Source organism: Streptomyces spiralis (assembly GCF_014654675.1).
Taxonomy (GTDB): Bacteria; Actinomycetota; Actinomycetes; order Streptomycetales; family Streptomycetaceae; genus Streptomyces; species Streptomyces spiralis.
The window spans coordinates 123,137-144,559 of the sequence record NZ_BNBC01000005.1 but is presented as its reverse complement, the minus strand read 5'-3'; the positions used below and the strand labels follow the sequence as shown (position 1 = coordinate 144,559).

19 protein-coding genes are annotated in these 21,423 nt (G+C 70.7%); 16 read left to right on the top strand and 3 right to left on the bottom strand.

The features are described from left to right. Positions 1–5: 5 nt before the first annotated feature. The 10 genes from pdxT to relA all read left to right on the top strand — a co-directional run bounded on the left by pdxT (position 6) and on the right by relA (position 10,752). Positions 6–608, top strand: coding sequence for a pyridoxal 5'-phosphate synthase glutaminase subunit PdxT (gene pdxT / locus IE318_RS07810; RefSeq protein WP_030166409.1), 603 nt, complete (start codon positions 6–8; stop codon positions 606–608). 52 nt (positions 609–660) lie between these two features. Next, positions 661–1,413, top strand: coding sequence for a YebC/PmpR family DNA-binding transcriptional regulator (locus tag IE318_RS07805; RefSeq protein ID WP_030166411.1), 753 nt, complete (start codon positions 661–663; stop codon positions 1,411–1,413). A gap of 136 nt (positions 1,414–1,549) precedes the next feature. Next, complete coding sequence (gene ruvC, locus IE318_RS07800; RefSeq protein WP_189897974.1) at positions 1,550–2,098, top strand: crossover junction endodeoxyribonuclease RuvC; 549 nt, start codon at positions 1,550–1,552, stop codon at positions 2,096–2,098. Beyond that, positions 2,095–2,700: a Holliday junction branch migration protein RuvA gene (gene ruvA / locus IE318_RS07795; RefSeq protein WP_189897972.1), complete on the top strand. Its 606-nt coding sequence runs from the start codon at positions 2,095–2,097 to the stop codon at positions 2,698–2,700. Before ruvC ends, ruvA begins: the two co-directional genes overlap by 4 nt. 25 nt (positions 2,701–2,725) lie before the next feature. Next, positions 2,726–3,796, top strand: coding sequence for a Holliday junction branch migration DNA helicase RuvB (gene ruvB, locus IE318_RS07790; RefSeq protein ID WP_030166426.1), 1,071 nt, complete (start codon positions 2,726–2,728; stop codon positions 3,794–3,796). A gap of 163 nt (positions 3,797–3,959) precedes the next feature. Next, positions 3,960–4,448 carry a preprotein translocase subunit YajC gene (yajC, locus tag IE318_RS07785; RefSeq protein WP_030166429.1) on the top strand — a complete coding sequence of 163 codons (489 nt, stop codon included), beginning with the start codon at positions 3,960–3,962 and terminating at the stop codon, positions 4,446–4,448. Positions 4,449–4,580: 132 nt separating this feature from the next. Then, complete coding sequence (secD, locus tag IE318_RS07780; RefSeq protein WP_189897970.1) at positions 4,581–6,383, top strand: protein translocase subunit SecD; 1,803 nt, start codon at positions 4,581–4,583, stop codon at positions 6,381–6,383. 3 nt (positions 6,384–6,386) lie between these two features. Beyond that, positions 6,387–7,505: a protein translocase subunit SecF gene (gene secF / locus IE318_RS07775; RefSeq protein WP_189897967.1), complete on the top strand. Its 1,119-nt coding sequence runs from the start codon at positions 6,387–6,389 to the stop codon at positions 7,503–7,505. Positions 7,506–7,510: 5 nt separating this feature from the next. Further along, on the top strand, positions 7,511–8,050 hold the full coding sequence (locus tag IE318_RS07770; RefSeq protein ID WP_030166438.1) for an adenine phosphoribosyltransferase: 540 nt from the start codon (positions 7,511–7,513) through the stop codon (positions 8,048–8,050). Between the two features lie 182 nt (positions 8,051–8,232). Next, positions 8,233–10,752 carry a GTP pyrophosphokinase gene (relA, locus tag IE318_RS07765; protein WP_189897965.1) on the top strand — a complete coding sequence of 840 codons (2,520 nt, stop codon included), beginning with the start codon at positions 8,233–8,235 and terminating at the stop codon, positions 10,750–10,752. A gap of 70 nt (positions 10,753–10,822) precedes the next feature. Here relA and IE318_RS07760 read toward each other — a convergent pair whose 3' ends face one another. Beyond that, positions 10,823–12,052: a DUF349 domain-containing protein gene (locus IE318_RS07760; RefSeq protein WP_189897962.1), complete on the bottom strand. Its 1,230-nt coding sequence runs from the start codon at positions 12,050–12,052 to the stop codon at positions 10,823–10,825. A gap of 138 nt (positions 12,053–12,190) precedes the next feature. After that, a complete protein-coding gene (locus IE318_RS07755; RefSeq protein ID WP_189897959.1) occupies positions 12,191–13,018 on the bottom strand; it encodes a peptidylprolyl isomerase in 828 nt (275 codons plus the stop codon). A gap of 168 nt (positions 13,019–13,186) precedes the next feature. Here IE318_RS07755 and IE318_RS07750 point away from each other — a divergent pair, with 168 nt between their 5' ends. From IE318_RS07750 to rpsD, 5 genes are all read left to right on the top strand, one after another. After that, complete coding sequence (locus IE318_RS07750; RefSeq protein ID WP_030166452.1) at positions 13,187–13,897, top strand: MBL fold metallo-hydrolase; 711 nt, start codon at positions 13,187–13,189, stop codon at positions 13,895–13,897. Between the two features lie 11 nt (positions 13,898–13,908). Continuing rightward, entirely contained in the window at positions 13,909–15,171 is a 1,263-nt protein-coding gene (gene hisS, locus IE318_RS07745) for a histidine--tRNA ligase (RefSeq protein WP_189897957.1), read from the top strand. A gap of 374 nt (positions 15,172–15,545) precedes the next feature. Continuing rightward, on the top strand, positions 15,546–16,202 hold the full coding sequence (locus IE318_RS07740; RefSeq protein WP_030166458.1) for a vitamin K epoxide reductase family protein: 657 nt from the start codon (positions 15,546–15,548) through the stop codon (positions 16,200–16,202). A 59-nt stretch (positions 16,203–16,261) separates the two neighbouring features. After that, positions 16,262–17,617, top strand: a complete 1,356-nt coding sequence (locus IE318_RS07735; RefSeq protein WP_030166461.1) for a replication-associated recombination protein A — start codon at positions 16,262–16,264, stop codon at positions 17,615–17,617. A 321-nt stretch (positions 17,618–17,938) separates the two neighbouring features. Continuing rightward, the gene (rpsD, locus tag IE318_RS07730) at positions 17,939–18,553 is read left to right on the top strand and encodes a 30S ribosomal protein S4 (RefSeq protein WP_030166464.1); all 615 of its coding nucleotides are present in this window, start codon (positions 17,939–17,941) and stop codon (positions 18,551–18,553) included. Between the two features lie 33 nt (positions 18,554–18,586). Here rpsD and IE318_RS07725 read toward each other — a convergent pair whose 3' ends face one another. Next, positions 18,587–20,782 carry an ATP-binding protein gene (locus IE318_RS07725; RefSeq protein WP_229903395.1) on the bottom strand — a complete coding sequence of 732 codons (2,196 nt, stop codon included), beginning with the start codon at positions 20,780–20,782 and terminating at the stop codon, positions 18,587–18,589. A 188-nt stretch (positions 20,783–20,970) separates the two neighbouring features. Between IE318_RS07725 and IE318_RS07720 the strand changes: the two genes are divergently transcribed. Beyond that, the gene (locus IE318_RS07720) at positions 20,971–21,420 is read left to right on the top strand and encodes a DUF948 domain-containing protein (RefSeq protein WP_107473248.1); all 450 of its coding nucleotides are present in this window, start codon (positions 20,971–20,973) and stop codon (positions 21,418–21,420) included. Positions 21,421–21,423 lie beyond the last annotated feature (3 nt).

Here is a 21,423-nt window from a genome sequence, read left to right as displayed (position 1 = left end):
AGCACATGAACACCCCCGTCATTGGCGTCCTGGCCCTCCAGGGCGACGTACGGGAGCACCTCATCGCCCTGGCCGCGGCCGACGCCGTGGCCAGGCCGGTGCGGCGCCCCGAAGAACTCGCCGAGGTCGACGGCCTCGTCCTCCCCGGCGGTGAGTCCACCACGATCTCCAAGCTGGCCGTCCTCTTCGGAGTGATGGACCCGCTCCGCGCGCGCGTGCGGGCCGGCATGCCCGTCTACGGCACCTGCGCCGGCATGATCATGCTCGCCGACAAGATCCTCGACCCGCGCTCGGGCCAGGAGACCTTCGGCGGCATCGACATGATCGTGCGCCGCAACGCCTTCGGACGTCAGAACGAGTCCTTCGAAGCGGCGGTCGACGTCCGGGGCGTCGAGGGCGATCCTGTAGAGGGCGTCTTCATCCGCGCCCCCTGGGTCGAGTCCGTCGGCGCCGAGACCGAGGTGCTCGCCGAGCACGACGGCCACATCGTCGCCGTCCGCCAGGGCAACGCGCTCGCCACGTCGTTCCACCCGGAACTGACCGGCGACCACCGCGTGCACGCCCTGTTCGTCGACATGGTGCACGCGAACCGGGCGGCGGAGTCCTAGTAGGATCTCTGGCGTTCGTTGCAGAGATGGGTTACGCGAAGGAGACAGGCAGATGTCCGGCCACTCTAAATGGGCCACGACGAAGCACAAGAAGGCCGTGATCGACGCCAAGCGCGGCAAGCTCTTCGCGAAGCTGATCAAGAACATCGAGGTCGCGGCGCGGATGGGCGGCGTGGACCTCGACGGCAACCCGACGCTCTACGACGCCGTCCAGAAGGCCAAGAAGCAGTCGGTCCCGAACAAGAACATCGACTCCGCGATCAAGCGCGGCGGTGGACTTGAGGCCGGCGGTGCCGACTACGAGACGATCATGTACGAGGGCTACGGCCCGAACGGCGTCGCGGTGCTCATCGAGTGCCTCACCGACAACCGCAACCGCGCCGCCTCCGACGTGCGCGTCGCCATGACCCGCAACGGCGGCAACATGGCCGACCCGGGCTCCGTGTCGTACATGTTCAGCCGCAAGGGCGTCGTGATCGTCCCCAAGGGTGAGCTGACCGAGGACGACGTCCTGGGTGCCGTGCTGGACGCGGGTGCTGAGGAGGTCAACGACCTCGGTGAGTCCTTCGAGGTCGTCAGCGAGGCCACCGACCTGGTCGCCGTCCGCACCGCCCTGCAGGACGCCGGGATCGACTACGACTCCGCCGAATCCAGCTTCGTGCCGTCCGTCCAGGTGGAGCTGGACGAGGAGGGCGCCAAGAAGATCTTCAAGCTGATCGACGCGCTCGAGGACAGCGACGACGTGCAGAACGTCTTCGCCAACTTCGACGTCAGCGACGAGATCATGGAGAAGGTCGGCGCGTAGCGCCGCCGCGAGCTGAGCGGACGAACGAAACGGCTCAACGGGCCGACGGGACACGCCCCGTCGGCCCGTCGCCATGTCGGCCGTTGTCGGTGGCACCGGATAGCCTGCACAAACAGGCGATCGAAGGAGGGGCGCGGTGCGCGTACTCGGGGTGGACCCGGGACTGACCCGATGCGGTGTCGGGGTCGTCGAGGGGGTCGCGGGCCGCCCGCTGACCATGCTCGGCGTCGGGGTCGTACGGACGCCCGTGGACGCCGAGTTGGGGCAGCGGCTCGTCGCCGTCGAGCAGGGCATCGAGGCGTGGCTGGACGAACACCGGCCCGAATTCGTCGCCGTGGAGCGGGTGTTCAGCCAGCACAACGTACGGACCGTGATGGGCACCGCCCAGGCCAGCGCCGTCGCCATGCTCTGCGCCGCCCGCCGTGGCATCCCCGTCGCTCTGCACACCCCCAGCGAGGTCAAGGCCGCCGTCACCGGCAGCGGCCGCGCCGACAAGGCCCAGGTCGGCGCCATGGTCACCCGCCTGCTCCGGCTCGACGCGCCCCCGAAGCCGGCCGACGCCGCCGACGCCCTCGCGCTCGCCATCTGCCACATCTGGCGCGCCCCCGCGCAGAACCGACTCCAGCAGGCCGTCGCCCTGCACGCGGCCAAAGCACCGATCACATCGAAAGGCCGTACGGCATGATCGCTTTCGTCAGCGGCCCGGTCGCCGCCCTCGCCCCCGACTCGGCGGTGGTCGAGGTGGGCGGGATCGGCATCGCCGTCCAGTGCACGCCCAACACGCTTTCGGGGCTGCGCATGGGGCAGCAGGCCAAGCTCGCCACCTCTCTCGTCGTACGGGAGGACTCGCTGACGCTCTACGGCTTCGTGGACGACGACGAGCGCCAGGTCTTCGAGCTGCTGCAGACCGCGAGCGGGGTCGGACCCCGCCTGGCCCAGTCGATGCTCGCCGTGCACTCGCCGGACGCCCTGCGCCGGGCGGTCGCCACGGGGGACGAGAAGGCCCTGATCGCGGTCCCCGGCATCGGCAAGAAGGGCGCCCAGAAGCTGCTGCTGGAGCTCAAGGACCGGCTGGGCGAGCCGGTCGGCGCCCCGGCGGTGGGCGCGCCGGTCACCCAGGGCTGGCGCGACCAGCTGCACGCCGCCCTCATAGGCCTCGGCTACGCCACCCGCGAGGCCGACGAGGCGGTGGCCGCCGTTGCCCCGCAGGCCGAGGCCGCCGGCGGCACGCCGCAGGTGGGGCAGCTGCTGAAGGCCGCCCTGCAGACCCTGAACCGTGCCCGCTGACCCCACCACCGTTGAGGCGAACCACATGAACTGGGACGACACGACCGACACCCCCGCCGCCGAGCGGCTGGTGGGCTCGGCCGCCGACCGCGAGGACCAGGCCGTCGAGGCCGCCCTGCGCCCCAAGGACCTCGGTGAGTTCATCGGCCAGGAGAAGGTCCGCGAACAGCTCGACCTGGTGCTGCGCGCCGCACGCGCGCGCGGCGCCACCGCCGACCACGTGCTGCTCTCCGGCGCCCCCGGCCTGGGCAAGACCACCCTCTCGATGATCATCGCCGCCGAGATGGGCGCACCCATCCGCATCACCTCCGGCCCCGCCATCCAGCACGCCGGCGACCTCGCGGCCATCCTGTCCTCCCTCCAGGAGGGCGAGGTGCTCTTCCTCGACGAGATCCACCGCATGTCCCGGCCCGCCGAGGAGATGCTGTACATGGCGATGGAGGACTTCCGCGTCGACGTGATCGTCGGCAAGGGCCCCGGCGCCACCGCCATCCCGCTGGAACTGCCCCCCTTCACCCTGGTCGGCGCCACCACCCGCGCCGGCCTGCTGCCGCCCCCGCTGCGCGACCGCTTCGGCTTCACCGCCCACATGGAGTTCTACGAGCCCGCGGAGCTGGAGCGCGTCGTGCACCGCTCGGCGCACCTGCTCGATGTCGAGATAGAGACCGACGGCGCCGCCGAGATCGCCGGCCGCTCCCGCGGCACCCCCCGGATCGCCAACCGGCTGCTGCGCCGGGTGCGCGACTACGCCCAGGTCAAGGCCGACGGGATCATCACCCGCGAGGTCGCCGCGGCGGCCCTCGCGGTCTACGAGGTCGACGCCCGCGGCCTGGACCGGCTGGACCGGGCCGTCCTCCAGGCGCTGCTGAAGCTGTTCGGCGGCGGGCCCGTGGGACTGTCGACGCTCGCGGTCGCGGTGGGGGAGGAGCGCGAGACCGTCGAGGAGGTGGCCGAGCCCTTCCTCGTCCGGGAGGGCCTGCTGGCCCGCACTCCGCGCGGCCGTGTCGCCACGCCGGCGGCCTGGGCGCACCTGGGCCTGACCCCGCCTGGCTCGTCAGGGGCGGGAAACGGACAACAGGACCTGTTCGGGGCGTGACGGCGATCCATTGGCCGGGGGAGGAACCCAGGTGCCATGCTGAGCGTTGTTCCTTGCACGCGGACTCGCTTAGACTCCGCCGATGCCGCCCTTGTCGGCAGCACACATACCCCCAACCATCAGGCCGCTCACTTTCGCGGTCGTGTGAAGGAAGTTCCGACCCGTGAGTCTCGTGACCCTCCTCCCGTTCATCGTGCTCATCGGGGCCATGTTCCTGATGACCCGGTCGGCCAAGCGCAAGCAGCAGCAGGCGGCCGAATTGCGGAACCAGATGCAGCCCGGAAGCGGTATCCGCACCATCGGGGGCATGTACGCCACGGTCAAGGAGGTCAATGACGACACGGTCCTCCTGGACGCCGGACCGGGCGTGGAGCTGCTGTTCGCCAAGAACGCCGTCGCGACCGTCCTGTCCGACGACGAGTACAACCGCATCGTCCACGGCATCGAGCACGAGCTGAAGTCCGACGCCGACCTCGTTCCCGACGACGCCTCCTCCCTCACCGAGACCGACGAGCCCGCCGCCGACGCTTCCGACGACAAGCCCATCGACCTCGGCAAGAAGGACGCGGCCGAGGAGCCGGCCGACGCCCCCGCCGAGGCGAAGACGGACGAAGAGCCGAAGAAGACCGACGGCGACTCCGAAGCGAAGTAGTCACCACCCAGGGCGCGCGGTACCGCCCGCGCGCCCTGGCACGTGTTTCACTTCCTGCGGGATCCCGACACCATGTCATGGCCGCCCCCCGGGCCCACCGGCGCGGAGCGGCCCGAGAGGGAGTACGAGAAGGTGGCAGCACCTAAGAAGGGCCGGAGCGCGAGCGCCCAGAGCAAGCCGTGGCGCTCGCTGGCCCTCATCCTGATCGCCATCGTGGCGCTCACCGGAGGCATGTTCGCCTCCGGTAACACCACGCCGCGTCTCGGCATCGACCTGGCCGGCGGTACGAGCATCACACTGCGGGCGGTCCCCGAGCGCGGTCAGGAATCCGCGATCAACAAGACCAACATGGACACGGCCGTCAACATCATGGAACGCCGTGTCAATGGTCTTGGTGTCTCGGAGGCCGAGGTCCAGACCCAGGGCAACGACAACATCATCGTCAACATCCCCAAGGGCACGAACTCCAAGCAGGCCCGGGAGCAGGTCGGCACCACCGCGAAGCTGTACTTCCGCCCGGTCCTGGCCACCGAGGTCTCCGCCGGTGCCGCCGCCAGCCCGTCCCCGAGCGCCTCCCCCAGCGCCTCCGGCAAGCCCGGCGACAAGGCGACGGACAAGACCGGCGACAAGGCGACCTCCACCGGCTCCGCCACCCCCTCGGCGACCGCGAGCCAGCAGGGCCGCGCCGTCACCGACGGCCTGAAGGCGGACGCCACCCCGTCCGCGGGCGGCACGGGGACCCCGAAGGCCTCCGGCACCCCCAAGGCCTCCACCAGCCCGTCCACGTCCGCGAGCGGCTCCTCCAACGACGCCGCGGCCAAGCTCCAGGCCCAGTACGCCGCGCTGGACTGCTCCAAGCAGGACGCCCGCGCCACCGCCGGCAAGGGCGTCAAGCCCACCGACCCGACCGTCGCCTGCGGCCAGAACTCGCAGGGCCAGTGGCAGAAGTACATCCTCGGCCCCGCCGCCGTGGACGGCACGGACGTGAAGAAGGCCCAGGCGGTCTTCAACACGCAGAACGCCTCCGGCTGGACCGTCACCATGGAGTTCACCTCCAAGGGCGCCAAGAAGTTCGCGGACATCACCGGCAAGCTGGCGCAGAACCAGTCGCCGCAGAACCAGTTCGCCATCGTCCTGGACGGCAACGTCGTCTCCGACCCGTACGTCAGCCAGGCGCTGACCGGCGGCAGCGCGGAGATCTCCGGCCGCTTCACGCAGCAGGAGGCGCAGAGCCTGTCGAACATGCTGTCCTACGGTGCCCTGCCGCTGACCTTCAAGGAGGACAGCGTCACCACGGTCACCGCCGCGCTCGGCGGTGACCAGCTGCACGCCGGCCTCATCGCGGGCGCCATCGGCCTGGCCCTGGTCGTCCTCTACCTGCTGGTGTACTACCGCGGCCTGTCGATGATCGCCGTCGCCTCCCTGCTGGTCTCCGCGATCCTCACCTACGTGATCATGTCGCTGCTCGGCCCGGCCATCGGCTTCGCGCTGAACCTGCCGGCCGTCTGCGGTGCGATCGTCGCCATCGGCATCACCGCGGACTCGTTCATCGTGTTCTTCGAACGCATAAGGGACGAGATCCGCGAGGGCCGCTCGCTGCGCCCCGCCGTCGAGCGCGGCTGGCCCCGGGCCCGGCGCACCATCCTGGTCTCCGACTTCGTGTCGTTCCTGGCCGCCGCGGTGCTCTTCATCGTCACCGTCGGCAAGGTCCAGGGCTTCGCGTTCACGCTCGGCCTGACCACCGTCCTCGACGTGGTCGTCGTCTTCCTGTTCACCAAGCCGCTGATGACGATCCTCGCCCGCAGGAAGTTCTTCGCAAACGGCCACAGCTGGTCCGGCCTCGACCCCAAGCGCCTGGGAGCCAAGCCGCCGCTGCGCCGCACCCGCCGTCCCTCCGGTCCTGCCGCCGGCTCCGTCGAGACGAAGGAGGCGTGAGAGATGTCGAAACTCGGCAACCTCGGCGCCCGACTGCACCGTGGCGAGGTCGGCTACGACTTCGTCAAGAACCGCAAGATCTGGTACGGCATCTCCATCCTGATCACCATCACGGCCATCCTGGGCCTGGCGGTGCGCGGCCTGAACATGGGCATCGAGTTCCAGGGCGGAGCGGTCTTCACCACGCCGAAGCACATGAGCACCTCGGTCAGCCAGGCCGAGACGTACGCGGAGGAGGCCTCCGGCCACGACGCGATCGTGCAGAAGCTCGGTGACGGCAGCCTGCGCATCCAGATCGCCGGCATCGACACCGGCAAGTCCGACCAGATCAAGGACGCGCTGTCCAAGGATCTGAAGGTCAACTCGGAGCAGATCAACGCCGACCTGGTCGGCCCCAGCTGGGGCCAGCAGATCGCCAACAAGGCCTGGCAGGGCCTGGCGATCTTCATGATCCTGGTCGTGATCTACCTGGCGATCGCCTTCGAGTGGCGCATGGCGCTGGCCGCACTGGTCGCCCTGGTCCACGACATCACGATCACCACCGGTATCTACGCCCTCGTCGGCTTCGAGGTCACCCCCGGCACCGTGATCGGTCTGCTGACCATCCTCGGTTACTCGCTCTACGACACGGTCGTCGTCTTCGACAGCCTCAAGGAGCAGACCAAGGACATCACCAGGCAGACCCGCTGGACCTACAGCGACGTGGCCAACCGCTCCATCAACGGCACGCTGGTGCGTTCGATCAACACCACGGTGGTCGCGCTGCTGCCGGTCGCGGGCCTGCTGTTCATCGGTGGCGGCGTGCTCGGCGCGGGCATGCTCAACGACATCTCGCTGTCGCTGTTCGTCGGCCTCGCGGCCGGTGCGTACTCCTCGATCTTCATCGCCACGCCGCTCGTCGCCGACCTCAAGGAGCGCGAGCCGCAGATGAAGGCCCTGCGCAAGCGGGTCCTGGCCAAGCGGGCGCAGGCCGCCGCCCAGGGCGAGCCGGACGCGGACCGGCCCACCGAGTCGTCGTTCGGCGACGAGCCCGAGGACGCCGCGCCCGCGGTCGTCGGCCCGCGTGACCAGACCGCCTCGCGCAGCCGGGGCCGTGGCCGACCCTCGGGGAAGCGCCGGTGACCGCGATGACCGACGTCCAGGAGCTGCTGCTCAGCCGCATCCGCGATGTGGCCGACTACCCGGAGCCGGGGGTGATGTTCAAGGACATCACCCCGCTGCTGGCCGACCCGGCGGCGTTCACCGTGCTCACCGACGCCCTGGCCGACATCGGCACCCGGCAGGGCGCCACCAAGGTCGTCGGCCTGGAGGCCCGCGGCTTCATCCTCGGCGCTCCGGTCGCCGTCCGCGCGGGCCTCGGCTTCATCCCCGTGCGCAAGGCGGGCAAGCTCCCCGGAGCCACCCTCCGCCAGACCTACGACCTGGAGTACGGCTCGGCGGAGATCGAGGTGCACGCCGAGGACCTGGCCGTCGGCGACCGCGTCCTGGTCGTCGACGACGTCCTCGCCACCGGCGGCACGGCAGAGGCCTCCATAGAGCTGATCCGCCGCGCGGGCGCCGAGGTCGCCGGCGTGGCGGTCCTGATGGAACTGGGCTTCCTCGGCGGGCGCGCCCGCCTGGAGCCGGCCCTGGCCGGCGCCCCACTGGAGTCCCTGCTGAAGATCTGAGCCGTTTGAGCACCGGCTGAGGCACATCACGGACGGGCCCGGAGGAATCCGGCGCCCGTCTTGTGCGTTTGTTCGGAAAACGGCCCTCACATCGGGCTGGAGGCGATCCCGGAGCCCGGGATCGCTACCATGGGATCTCCGGAGCCTGACCGGGGGACCCGGATCGCGCACGAGGAGCCCTCTTGCCAGACGAGGCCCAGCCACTGACCGCCGCCAAGCCCGAGTCCGCCTCGGCGTCCGCGGCGAAGCCCGCGCCGAGCGTGTCGCACGCGAAGAACGATGCCCGCGGGACGGCCGAGCACGCCCAGGCCGCCCCCGTCGACAAGCCCGCGGAGCTCGCGCGCCCCAAGCCCGCCCCGTCCCCGGCCGTCCGCGCGTCCTCGGGCCAGACCACCCGCTCCGGCTCCTCCAACCGCGTGCGCGCCCGCCTCGCCCGCCTCGGCGTCCAGCGCGCCAACCCCTACAACCCGGTCCTGGAACCGCTGCTGCGGATAGTGCGCAGCAACGACCCCAAGATCGAGAACGCCACGCTGCGCCAGATCGAGCGCGCCTACCAGGTCGCCGAGCGCTGGCACCGCGGCCAGAAGCGCAAGAGCGGCGACCCGTACATCACGCACCCGCTCGCGGTGACCACCATCCTCGCCGAGCTCGGCATGGACCCGGCCACCCTCATGGCCGGCCTGCTGCACGACACGGTCGAGGACACCGAGTACGGCCTGGACCAGCTGCGCCGCGACTTCGGCGACACCGTCGCCCTGCTCGTCGACGGCGTCACCAAGCTGGACAAGGTCAAGTTCGGCGAGGCCGCGCAGGCCGAGACCGTGCGCAAGATGGTCGTCGCCATGGCCAAGGACCCCCGCGTCCTGGTCATCAAGCTCGCCGACCGCCTGCACAACATGCGCACCATGCGCTACCTCAAGCGCGAGAAGCAGGAGAAGAAGGCGCGCGAGACGCTGGAGATCTACGCGCCGCTCGCCCACCGGCTGGGCATGAACACCATCAAGTGGGAGCTGGAGGACCTCGCCTTCGCGATCCTCTACCCCAAGATGTACGACGAGATCGTCCGCCTGGTCGCCGAGCGTGCCCCCAAGCGGGACGAGTACCTCGCGATCGTCACCGACGAGGTCCAGGCCGACCTGCGCGCCGCCCGCATCAAGGCGACCGTCACCGGCCGCCCGAAGCACTACTACAGCGTCTACCAGAAGATGATCGTCCGCGGCCGTGACTTCGCGGAGATCTACGACCTGGTGGGCATCCGTGTCCTGGTCGACACCGTCCGCGACTGCTACGCGGCCCTCGGCACCGTGCACGCGCGATGGAACCCGGTCCCCGGCCGGTTCAAGGACTACATCGCGATGCCCAAGTTCAACATGTACCAGTCGCTGCACACGACGGTCATCGGACCCAACGGCAAGCCGGTCGAACTCCAGATCCGCACGTTCGACATGCACCGCCGCGCCGAGTACGGCATCGCCGCGCACTGGAAGTACAAGCAGGAGGCCGTCGCCGGCGCCTCCAAGGTCCGTACCGACGCGCCCAAGTCGTCCGCCAAGGACAAGGACGCCATCAACGACATGGCGTGGCTGCGGCAGCTGCTGGACTGGCAGAAGGAGACCGAGGACCCCGGCGAGTTCCTGGAGTCGCTGCGTTTCGACCTCTCCCGCAACGAGGTCTTCGTCTTCACGCCCAAGGGCGACGTCATAGCGCTTCCGGCCGGAGCCACCCCGGTGGACTTCGCGTACGCGGTCCACACCGAGGTCGGCCACCGCACCATAGGAGCCCGGGTCAACGGCCGCCTCGTCCCGCTGGAGTCCACCCTGGACAACGGCGACCTGGTGGAGGTCTTCACCTCCAAGGCGACCGGCGCCGGCCCGTCCCGCGACTGGCTCGGTTTCGTCAAGTCGCCCCGGGCCCGCAACAAGATCCGGGCGTGGTTCTCCAAGGAGCGCCGCGACGAGGCGATCGAGCAGGGCAAGGACGCCATCGTCCGCGCCATGCGCAAGCAGAACCTGCCGATCCAGCGCATCCTGACCGGCGACTCGCTGGTCACGCTCGCCCACGAGATGCGCTACTCCGACATCTCCGCGCTGTACGCGGCGATCGGCGAGGGCCATGTCTCCGCGCAGAACATCGTGCAGAAGCTCGTCCAGGCCCTCGGCGGCGAGGAGGCGGCCACCGAGGAGATCGACGAGAGCATGCCGCCCGCGCGCGGGCGCGGCCGCAAGCGCCGCTCCAGCGCGGACCCGGGCGTGGTGGTCAAGGGCGTCGAGGACGTCTGGGTCAAACTGGCCCGCTGCTGCACGCCGGTGCCCGGCGACCCGATCATCGGCTTCGTCACCCGGGGCAGCGGCGTGTCGGTTCACCGCAGCGACTGCGTCAACGTGGAGTCGCTGTCCCGTGAGCCCGAGCGGATCCTGGACGTCGAGTGGGCGCCCACGCAGTCCTCGGTGTTCCTGGTGGCCATCCAGGTCGAGGCCCTGGACCGCTCCCGGCTGCTCTCGGACGTCACGCGCGTCCTGTCCGACCAGCACGTCAACATCCTCTCCGCGGCCGTCCAGACCTCCCGCGACCGCGTCGCCACCTCCCGCTTCACCTTCGAGATGGGCGACCCCAAACACCTGGGTCACGTCCTGCGGGCGGTCCGCGGCGTGGAGGGCGTCTACGACGTGTACCGGGTGACGTCGGCACGCAGCCGGGCGTAACCGCCGTACCCACGACGCCGAGAGGGCCCCGTACGCACCGTACGGGGCCCTCTCGCGACGCAGCGGGTCGTCAGCCGCCGAACTCCTGGAGACCCTTCAGAGCCTGGTCCAGGAGCGCCTGGCGGCCCTCCAGTTCCTTCTCCAGCTTGTCCGCCTTGGCGGTGTTGCCCTGGGTCCGGGCCTGCTCGATCTGGCCCTTCAGCTTGTCCACGGCGGCCTGCAGCTGACCGGTCAGACCCTCGGCACGCGCGCGTGCCTCCGGGTTCGTCCGGCGCCACTCGGCCTCCTCGGCCTCCTGCAGGGCCCGCTCCACCGTGTGCATCCGGCCCTCGACCCGCGGCCGGGCGTCCCGCGGCACATGGCCGATGGCCTCCCAGCGCTCGTTGATCGAGCGGAAGGCGCCCCGCGCGGCCTTCAGATCCGTGATCGGAAGGAGCTTCTCGGCCTCCTCGGCCAGCTCCTCCTTCAGCTTCAGGTTCTCCGCCTGCTCGGCGTCCCGCTCGGCGAACACCGAGCTGCGGGCGGCGAAGAAGACGTCCTGGGCACCGCGGAAACGGTTCCACAGGTCGTCCTCGTGCTCCCGCTGGGCGCGCCCCGCGGCCTTCCACTCCGCCATCAGCTCGCGGTAGCGGGCCGCCGTCGGACCCCAGTCCGTGGAGTCCGACAGCGCCTCGGCCTCGGCGACCAGCCGCTCCTTGGTCTTGCGCGCATCCTCGCGCTGCGCGTCCAGCTGCGCGAAGTGCGCCTTGCGCCGCTTGGAGAACGCCGACCGCGCGTGGGAGAAGCGGTGCCACAGCTCGTCGTCGGACTTGCGGTCCAGGCGCGGCAGCCCCTTCCAGGTGTCCACCAGCGAGCGCAGCCGCTCACCGGCCGCCCGCCACTGATCGGACCGGGCCAGCTCCTCCGCCTCGACGACCAGCGCCTCCTTGGCGTGCCGGGCCTCGTCCGCCTGACGGGCCCGCTGCGCCTTGCGCTCCTCGCGCCGCGCCTCGACGGTCGCGACCAGCTTGTCCAGACGGGCACGCAGGGCGTCCAGGTCACCGACCGCGTGGTGCGCGTCGATCTGCTCACGCAGGTGGTCGATCGCCGCCTGGGCGTCCTTCGCCGACAGGTCGGTGGTCCGTACCCGCTTCTCGAGGAGGCCGATCTCGACAACCAGGCCCTCGTACTTGCGCTCGAAGTAGGCCAGCGCCTCCTCGGGGGAGCCAGCCTGCCAGGAACCGACGACCTGCTCGCCGTCGGCCGTCCGCACGTACACGGTCCCCGTCTCGTCGACGCGGCCCCACGGGTCGCTGCTCACAGCGCCTCCTCCACATGATGCCTGCGAGGGGGCCTCGAAGCTCCCCCGGGCATCGTCCACAGTTTCGTCACGGCCAACATAGGCGAACGGCGCCTCGCCTGTCCGCATCCAGCGCGACCGAAATTACGCAGTTGACGCTCAGGATTTCGTGACCGTGGCCTTGTTGATCACGACCGTCGCGTTCGGCGCCCCGTCGCCGGCGCCCGTGTTCTCACCCGCGGCGGCGATCTTCTTCAGCACCTTCATCCCGGCCTCGGAAACCGTACCGAACGGGGTGTAGTTGGGCGGCAGCTGGCTGTCCTGGTAGACCAGGAAGAACTGGCTGCCTCCGGTGTGCTTCTGCCCGGTGTTCGCCATCGCCACCGTGCCCGCCGGGTACACGTTGCCCTTCAGGCTCTTGTCCTTGAGGTTCTCGTCCGGGATCGTGTAGCCGGGTCCGCCGGTGCCGGTGCCCGTCGGGTCGCCGCACTGCAGCACGTAGATGCCGTTCGTGGTCAGCCGGTGGCACTTGGTGTGGTCGAAGAAGCCCTTGCCGGCCAGGAAGTCGAACGAGTTCGCGGTGTGCGGCGCGGCGGCCGTCTTGAGCGCCACGTCGATGTCGCCGCACGTCGTCGCGAGCTTCATGGTGTACTTCGCCGACGTGTCGATCGTCATCGCCGGCTCCTTCTTCCAGCTCAGCTTCTTCACCGAGCCCTTGGCCGGCTTCTCGCACGGGTCCGGTGCCTTGCTGGTGGCCGAGGCGCTGGGGGTGACGTCCGCGCTCGCGTTGGCCTTGTCGTCCTTCTTGTCGTTCTTCATGACACCGGTCGTGTACAGCGCGACACTCCCGATCACCACCACGCCGAGCACCGACGCGATCACCGAGTTGCGCGTGCGCGACTTGCGCCGTGCGGCGGTACGCCGCTGCTGCTGCCGCAAGAACTTCTCCCGGGCGAGCTGACGCCGCCGCTGCTCCTGGCTGACCACCGGGTTCTCTCCTCATGCGTCTCGTGTGTCGACCGGTACTCGTGCGTCCTGTGAGTCGAACGCCTGCGTGTGCCCCGTACCGTATATGGGTTCGCTGAGGATCCGGCAGCGCCGGTAGGCTCTGACCACACCTGTAGCCGCCCGTATCGACACAAACGAAGGACGATCGTGCTCATTGCCGGGTTCCCCGCCGGGGCCTGGGGGACGAACTGTTACCTCGTCGCCCCCGCCGCCGGTGAGGAGTGCGTGATCATCGACCCCGGCCACCAGGCCGCCCAAGGCGTCGAGGAAGCACTGAAGAAGCATCGGCTCAAGCCCGTCGCCGTCGTCCTCACCCATGGCCACATCGACCACGTCGCCTCGGTCGTCCCGGTGTGCGGAGCGCACGGCGTACCGGCCTGGATCCACCCGGCCGACCGGTACATGATGAGCGACCCCGAGAAGGCCCTCGGCCGTTCCATCGGGATGCCGCTGATGGGCGAGCTGACCGTGGGAGAGCCGGACGACGTCGAGGAACTCGCCGACGGCGCCCGGCTGGACCTGGCCGGCCTCACGTTCTCCGTCGCGCACGCGCCCGGCCATACCAAGGGGTCGGTGACCTTCCAGATGCCCGAGACCGCGGACGTCCCGTCGGTCTTCTTCTCCGGGGATCTGCTGTTCGCCGGCTCCATCGGACGCACCGACCTGCCCGGCGGTGACATGGCCGAGATGCTCGACTCGCTGGCCCGCGTGTGCCTGCCGCTCGAGGACTCGACCGTGGTGCTGTCCGGCCACGGCCCCCAGACGACCATCGGCCAGGAGCGCGCCACCAACCCCTATCTGCGGCAGGTGGCCGCCGGCCCGGGAGCGCAAGCCGACGCTCCCCGACGAGGAATGTGACGAGAGACTTCGTGAGCACCTTCAAGGCCCCCAAGGGCACGTACGACCTGATCCCGCCGGACTCCGCGAAGTACCTGGCGGTGCGCGAGGCGATCGCCGCCCCGCTGCGCAACTCCGGCTACGGCTACATCGAGACCCCCGGCTTCGAGAGCGTCGAGCTGTTCGCCCGCGGTGTCGGCGAGTCCACCGACATCGTGACCAAGGAGATGTACGCCTTCGAGACCAAGGGCGGCGACAGGCTGGCGCTGCGCCCCGAGGGCACCGCCTCCGTGCTGCGCGCGGCCCTGGAGGCCAACCTCCACAAGGCGGGCAACCTGCCGGTCAAGCTCTGGTACTCCGGCTCCTACTACCGCTACGAGCGCCCGCAGAAGGGCCGCTACCGCCACTTCTCCCAGGTCGGCGCGGAGGCGATCGGCGCCGAGGACCCGGCGCTCGACGCCGAGCTGATCGTCCTGGCGGACCAGGCGTACCGCTCTCTCGGCCTGAGGAACTTCCGCATCCTGCTCAACAGCCTGGGCGACAAGGAGTGCCGCCCGGTCTACCGCGCCGCGCTCCAGGACTTCCTGCGCGGCCTGGACCTGGACGAGGACACCCGCCGCCGCGTCGACATCAACCCGCTGCGGGTCCTCGACGACAAGCGGGAGTCCGTCCAGAAGCAGCTGACCGGCGCCCCGCTGCTGCGCGACTACCTGTGCGACGCCTGCAAGGCGTACCACGAGGAGGTGCGGTGCCTGCTGGTGGCCCAGGGCGTGGCCTTCGAGGACGACCCCAAGCTGGTCCGCGGCCTGGACTACTACACGCGCACCACCTTCGAGTTCGTCCACGACGGCCTGGGCTCGCAGTCCGCGGTGGGCGGCGGCGGCCGCTACGACGGCCTGTCGGAGATGATCGGCGGCCCCGCGCTGCCCTCGGTGGGCTGGGCCCTGGGCGTGGACCGCACGGTCCTGGCCCTGGAGGCGGAGGGCGTCGAACTCCAACTCCCCGCCACCACCAGCGTGTTCGCGGTGCCGCTCGGCGAGGAGGCGCGCCGGGTGCTGTTCGCCAAGATCACCGAGCTGCGCAAGGTGGGCATCGCGGCGGACTTCTCCTACGGCAACAAGGGCCTCAAGGGCGCCATGAAGAACGCCAACCGCAGCGGCGCCCGCTACACCCTCGTCGCCGGTGAACGCGACCTCGCCGAGGGCGTCGTCCAGCTCAAGGACATGGAGTCCGGCGAGCAGACGGCGATCGGCGTGAACGAGATCGTGGCGGAGCTGGAGTCGCGGCTCGGCTGAGGAGACGCACGGGGAGCCCGGCGGCACACGGCCAGCCGGGCTCACGCGCACCGCGCCGGTGCTCCTCGCCGACCGGGGCACCGACGTCAACCCCGCGTGTGCCGATTCCGCCTGCCAGGCGATTTCGATGCGTGAACGTGTCACGCGCGCGCGTGCCGGTCTCCGGGCCCGCCTCCGCCCCGCCACGGTGGCCTCGCCCGCGTCCTGTGGGGGATTGCCCTGGAGGACCTCGATTCCGTCGACGACCGTGACCGAACGTTCGGTGACGACCGCGCGTACTTCCTTATGCCCAACGAACGGTGGAGACACAGGCGCGTACGGCACAATGGCCGTGCCCGAAGAAGGTCCACCTCTCTAGTGACGGAATCGGCGTGATGAGCAAGACGACAGTCAGGGACGTCTCCACGGACCCCGCGACGGACCGTGCGGTGGCCGGACCGCGGACGGTGGGGGGCAGCCGGGCCTTCGCGCTGCTGCTGGTGATCACCGGCGCGGCCGGGCTGCTCGCCGCGTGGGTCATCACGATCGACAAGCAGAAGATCCTCGAAGGCAAGCTGAGCGGCAAGACCTTCACCCCCAGCTGCAGCCTCAACCCGATCGTGTCCTGCGGCAGCGTCATGGAGAGCAAGCAGGCCGCCGTCTTCGGGTTCCCCAACCCGCTGCTCGGCCTGGTCTGCTACGGCATCGTGATCTGCGTCGGCATGAGCCTGCTGGCCCGCGCCACCTTCCCGCGCTGGTACTGGCTGACCTTCAACTTCGGCACGCTGTTCGGGGTGTGCTTCGTCACCTGGCTGCAGTTCGAGTCGCTGTACCGGATCAACGCGCTGTGCCTGTGGTGCTCGCTGGCCTGGGTCGCCACGCTCACCATGTTCTGGTACGTGACCTCGTTCAACATCCGCAACGACTTCCTGCCCGCGCCGCGCGCGGTGAAGAACTTCCTCGGCGAGTTCACCTGGGTGCTCCCGGTCACCCACAGCGGCGTCATCGCCATGCTGATCCTGACCCGCTGGGGCAGCAGCCTCTGGGCCTGACCGGCAGGGCCGCACCCGGCCCCGACGGCGTTGTCAGTGCGGTGCCATAGGGTTTCAGCGTGGAGCCCGATCTGTTCACCGCCGCAGCCGAAGAACGCCAGGAGAAGGACCCGGCCGCCAGCCCCCTCGCGGTCCGGATGCGCCCGCGCACCCTCGACGAGGTGGTGGGCCAGCAGCACCTGCTCAAGCCGGGCTCGCCGCTGCGCCGGCTGGTCGGCGAGGGCGCCGGGGGACCGGCGGGACCCTCCTCGGTGATCCTGTGGGGCCCGCCCGGCACCGGCAAGACGACCCTGGCGTACGTGGTCTCCAAGGCCACCAACAAGCGCTTCGTGGAGCTGTCGGCGATCACCGCGGGCGTCAAGGAGGTCCGCGCGGTCATCGACGGCGCCCGCCGCGCCACCGGCGGGTACGGCCAGGAGACCGTCCTCTTCCTGGACGAGATCCACCGCTTCAGCAAGGCCCAGCAGGACTCCCTGCTCCCGGCGGTGGAGAACCGCTGGGTGACCCTGATCGCCGCCACCACGGAGAACCCGTACTTCTCGGTGATCTCCCCGCTGCTGTCCCGCTCCCTGCTGCTCACCCTCGAACCGCTCACGGACGAGGACATCCGCGGCCTGCTGCGCCGCGCGCTCAGCGACGAGCGGGGCCTGAAGGACACCGTCACCCTCCCCGCGGACACCGAGGACCACCTGCTGCGCATCGCCGGCGGCGACGCCCGCCGGGCCCTGACCGCCCTGGAGGCCGCCGCGGGAGCCGCCCTGGACAAGGGCGAGAGCGAGATCGGCCTGACCACGCTGGAGGAGACCGTCGACCGGGCCGCGGTGAAGTACGACCGCGACGGCGACCAGCACTACGACGTGGCCAGCGCCCTGATCAAGTCCATCCGTGGCTCCGACGTCGACGCCGCCCTGCACTACCTGGCCCGGATGATCGAGGCCGGCGAGGACCCCCGGTTCATCGCCCGCCGCCTGATGATCTCCGCCAGCGAGGACATCGGCCTCGCCGATCCGAACGCGCTGCCGATCGCGGTGGCCGCCGCCCAGGCCGTCGCGATGATCGGCTTCCCCGAGGCCGCGCTCACCCTCAGCCACGCCACCATCGCCCTGGCCCTCGCCCCCAAGTCGAACTCCGCGACCACCGCGATCGGCGCCGCCCTGGAGGACGTACGCAAGGGACTGGCCGGACCGGTCCCGGCGCACCTGCGCGACAGCCACTACAAGGGCGCGACCAAGCTCGGGCACGGCCAGGGCTACGTCTACCCGCACGACCTGCCCGAGGGCATCGCCGCCCAGCAGTACGCCCCCGACGCCCTGAAGGACCGCGAGTACTACGCCCCGAGCAGACACGGCTCGGAGGCGCGCTACGCCGACGCGGTGGAGTGGACGCGCAAGCACCTCGGTCGAAAGCGCCCGTGAGCGCCCTGTAGACTGACCCGAAGTGCTGAGTTCCGCGCAGTCAGAGCGGGACAGCCAGCCGGAGACCCAGTCCTCGGGGCAAGCCTCGGGGGAGCGGACTCCAGGAGCGTCGCGCACCGATGAACGGTGTCGCGGGCAGCCCACCACCACCCAGAGCCCTGGGAGCGGGAGGTGGGCCACTCGCGTGCTGCACGTACGTGCCCAGACCAGGGGAGCGGCTGCCCGTCAGGTCCCGAGCGGACCCGGTGGGATTCCCCGGCTGCGGATGCGACCTCCCTCAACCCTGACAAGCCGGAACACTACGAAAAGAGACGAAAGACAGTGGCGAACCAGTCCCGCCCCAAGGTCAAGAAGTCGCGTGCCCTCGGCATCGCCCTGACCCCGAAGGCCGTCAAGTACTTCGAGGCCCGCCCCTACCCGCCGGGTGAGCACGGTCGCGGCCGCAAGCAGAACTCGGACTACAAGGTCCGTCTGCTGGAGAAGCAGCGTCTGCGCGCGCAGTACGACGTGTCCGAGCGCCAGCTCGTCCGCGCCTACGAGCGTGCCTCCAAGGTCCAGGGCAAGACCGGTGAGGCCCTGATCGTCGAGCTCGAGCGCCGTCTCGACGCGCTGGTCCTGCGTTCGGGCATCGCCCGCACGATCTACCAGGCCCGCCAGATGGTCGTCCACGGTCACATCCAGGTCAACGGCCAGAAGGTCGACAAGCCGTCCTTCCGTGTCCGTCCCGACGACGTGGTCCAGGTCCGCGACCGCTCCAAGGACAAGACGCTCTTCCAGATCGCCCGTGAGGGCGGCTTCGCCCCCGAGGGCGAGACCCCGCGCTACCTGCAGGTGAACCTCAAGGCCCTGGCGTTCCGCCTGGACCGCGAGCCGAACCGCAAGGAGATCCCGGTGGTCTGCGACGAGCAGCTCGTCGTCGAGTACTACGCCCGCTGATCACCAGCCGGACGTAGCACCCAGCGGCTCGGCTCAGCCCGCCGTCTCCCCGCCCTTCCGGGTGGGCGAGGCGGCGGGCTGACGCATGTCCGCCCTCCCGTGGGCCTCCGGCCCGCGCTGAGCCGGCAACGCCGCCGGCGACGGCGCACCGGTCCGTCGCAGCGCCCGGGAGACGGCCTCCTCCCGGCCCAGCGCGGCCCCCTGCCGCACGCACTCCTCGTACCGCTCGTCGCCCAGCCGGTCCCGGGCCGTCGCCTCGCACAGCTCGTGCGGTGCGTTGTAGTACACCGACCCGAACAGTCGCAGCCCCACCGACGGCCACATCCCGCCAGCCGCGCCCTGGAGCACCGCCGCCTCCGCCGCGTCGCCCTCGGCCACGGTCACCAGCGCCAGCAGCTCCACCGCCAGCACCGACCCCAGCAGGTCATGGAAGCCGTGCGCGCTGCCCAGACAGTCCACGAGCAGCTCCCGGGCCTCCGCCAGGTGCCCCACCCGCCAGGCCGCGAACGCCAGGACGTACAGCGCGTAGGCGCGGGTCCAGCGTTCCCCGTGGTCCTCGCAGACCCGGCGCACGTCCTCGCACAGCCGCACCGCGTCCGGCAGGTCCCCCTGGAACGCCCGGGTCATCGCGAGCTCCACCTGGGCCATCAGCACGGCGCTGTTGAGCTCGCCGAGCTCCCGGTAGCGCTCCAGCGCCGAGCGCAGCAGCGTCTCCGCGCGCTCCATGTCGTCCGAGACCAGCGCCAGACAGCCGGTGCGGTGCTCCGTGTACGCCAGCGCCCGCGCGCTCCCGGAACGCTCCGCCGTCCGGCGGCACTCCTCCAGCGCGGCCAGCGCCGGCACCGTGTCGCCCTGCAGGATCGCCACATAGGCGAGCACCCACAGCGCCTTGAGCCGGGACTGCTCGTGGGAGCCGTCCAGCTCGACGGCGCGTGCCAGCCAGTGCCGCCCCTCCGCCAGCCGCCCGCACCCCGCCCAGCAGAACCACAGGCTGCCCGCCAGGTATTGGCCCAGATGCGCCTCGTCCGGGCCGGTCATGCAGTACTCCAGGGCCTCGCGCAGATTCGGCAGCTCCGCCTCGATCCGGGCGGCCACCTCGGACTGCCGGGGCGAGAACCACTCCAACTCGCACCAGGTGGCCAGGCCGACGTACCAGTCGCGGTGCCGCCGGCGCAGCCGGTCCGTGTCCCCGGCCGCCGCCAGCCAGTCGGCACCGTAGGCGCGGACCGTGTCGAGCATCCGGTAGCGCACGCCGGCCGGTGTCTCCTCGCGGCTCAGCACCGACTGCGCGAGCAGTTCGGTCAGCAGGTCCAGGACGTCCTCGGCGGGCAGCCCGCCGCCGCTGCACACGTACTCGGCGGCCTCCAGGTCGAACGGTCCGGCGAACACCGACAGCCGCGCCCACAGCAGCCGCTCCCCGGGCGCGCAGAGCTCGTGGCTCCAGCCGATCGTCGTGCGCAGGGTCCGGTGCCGGGGCAGGGCGTCCCGGCCGCCGCCGGTCAGCAGCCGGAACCGGTCCTCCAGACGTTCCAGGAGCCGTGCGGGCGACAGCGCCCGCAGCCGCCCCGCGGCCAGCTCGACGGCCAGCGGGATCCCGTCCAGGCGCCGGCACACCTCCCGCACGGCCGGATCCCCGGCGGCGATCGTCACGCCCTGCTGCGCGGCCCGCGCGGCGAGCAGCCGGGCCGCGTCCTCCTCGGCCAGCGGCGCCAGCGGGAACAGCCGCTCACCGGCCACGCCCAGCGGCCTGCGTCCCGCGGCGAGCACCGTCAGGTCCGGTGCCCGCCGCAGCAGCTCGGCCACCAGCTCGGCGCACGCGTCCGCCAGGTGCTCGAAGCCGTCGAGGACCAGAAGCAGCCGGCGCCGGGCGAGATGACCGAGCAGGATCTCGCGGGGCGGCCGTGTCGTGTGGTCGGTGAGGCCCAGCGCCTCCACGACGGCGTGCTCGACGAACCGCGGATCCCTCAGCGCCGCCAGCTCCACCCGCCACACCCCGTCCGCGGGCGCCGACCGGGCCGCCGCCCGCGCCGCGAGCCGCGACTTGCCCACCCCGCCCACGCCCGTCACGGTCACCAGCCGGGCGGCGTCGAGCGCCCGCATCAGCGCGCCGAGTTCGGCCGAGCGGCCCACGAACACGTCGAGCTCCACGGGCAGATTGCCCACCGGGCCGCTCCCCGGTTCGTCCGTGGCGTCCCCTTCGGGCCGGGAGCCCGGCGTGGAATCATGCATGCCGTCTCGCATGGAACACGGAGCGTACTGAAGCGTATTCGGCCCGTACAAACACTTCTCCCGACGGCCGCCGCGCACAAGCGCTAATCCGGTACGGAGCCCCACCCCCGGCGCGATAGGCTCGGGGCACGACTTTCTCGATGTTCTCGATGTTCAGGCTCGTTGTTCAGACGCGTTTCAGGGAGCGGGTGCGCACAGTGACCGGTGGAGAGGTGGCCGGGATTCTGGTGGCCGTGTTCTGGGCGATCCTGGTCTCCTTCCTCGCGGTCGCGCTGGCGAGGCTGACCCAGACGCTCAGGGCGACCACCAAGCTCGTGGCGGACGTGACCGACCAGGCCGTTCCGCTGCTGGCCGACGCCTCCCGGGCGGTGCGCTCCGCACAGACCCAGATCGACCGCGTCGACGCGATCGCCTCCGACGTCCAGGAGGTCACCTCGAACGCGTCCGCGCTGTCGACCACCGTCGCCTCCACCTTCGGCGGCCCGCTGGTCAAGGTCGCGGCCTTCGGCTACGGCGTGCGCCGGGCGCTGGGCGGCCGCAAGGAGGACGTGCCCGCCAGGACGCCGCGGCGTACCGTGATCGTGGGCCGCACCGTCCCGGCCGCGCGGCGGGGGAAGCGGAACAACCGGGAGAAGTAAGGA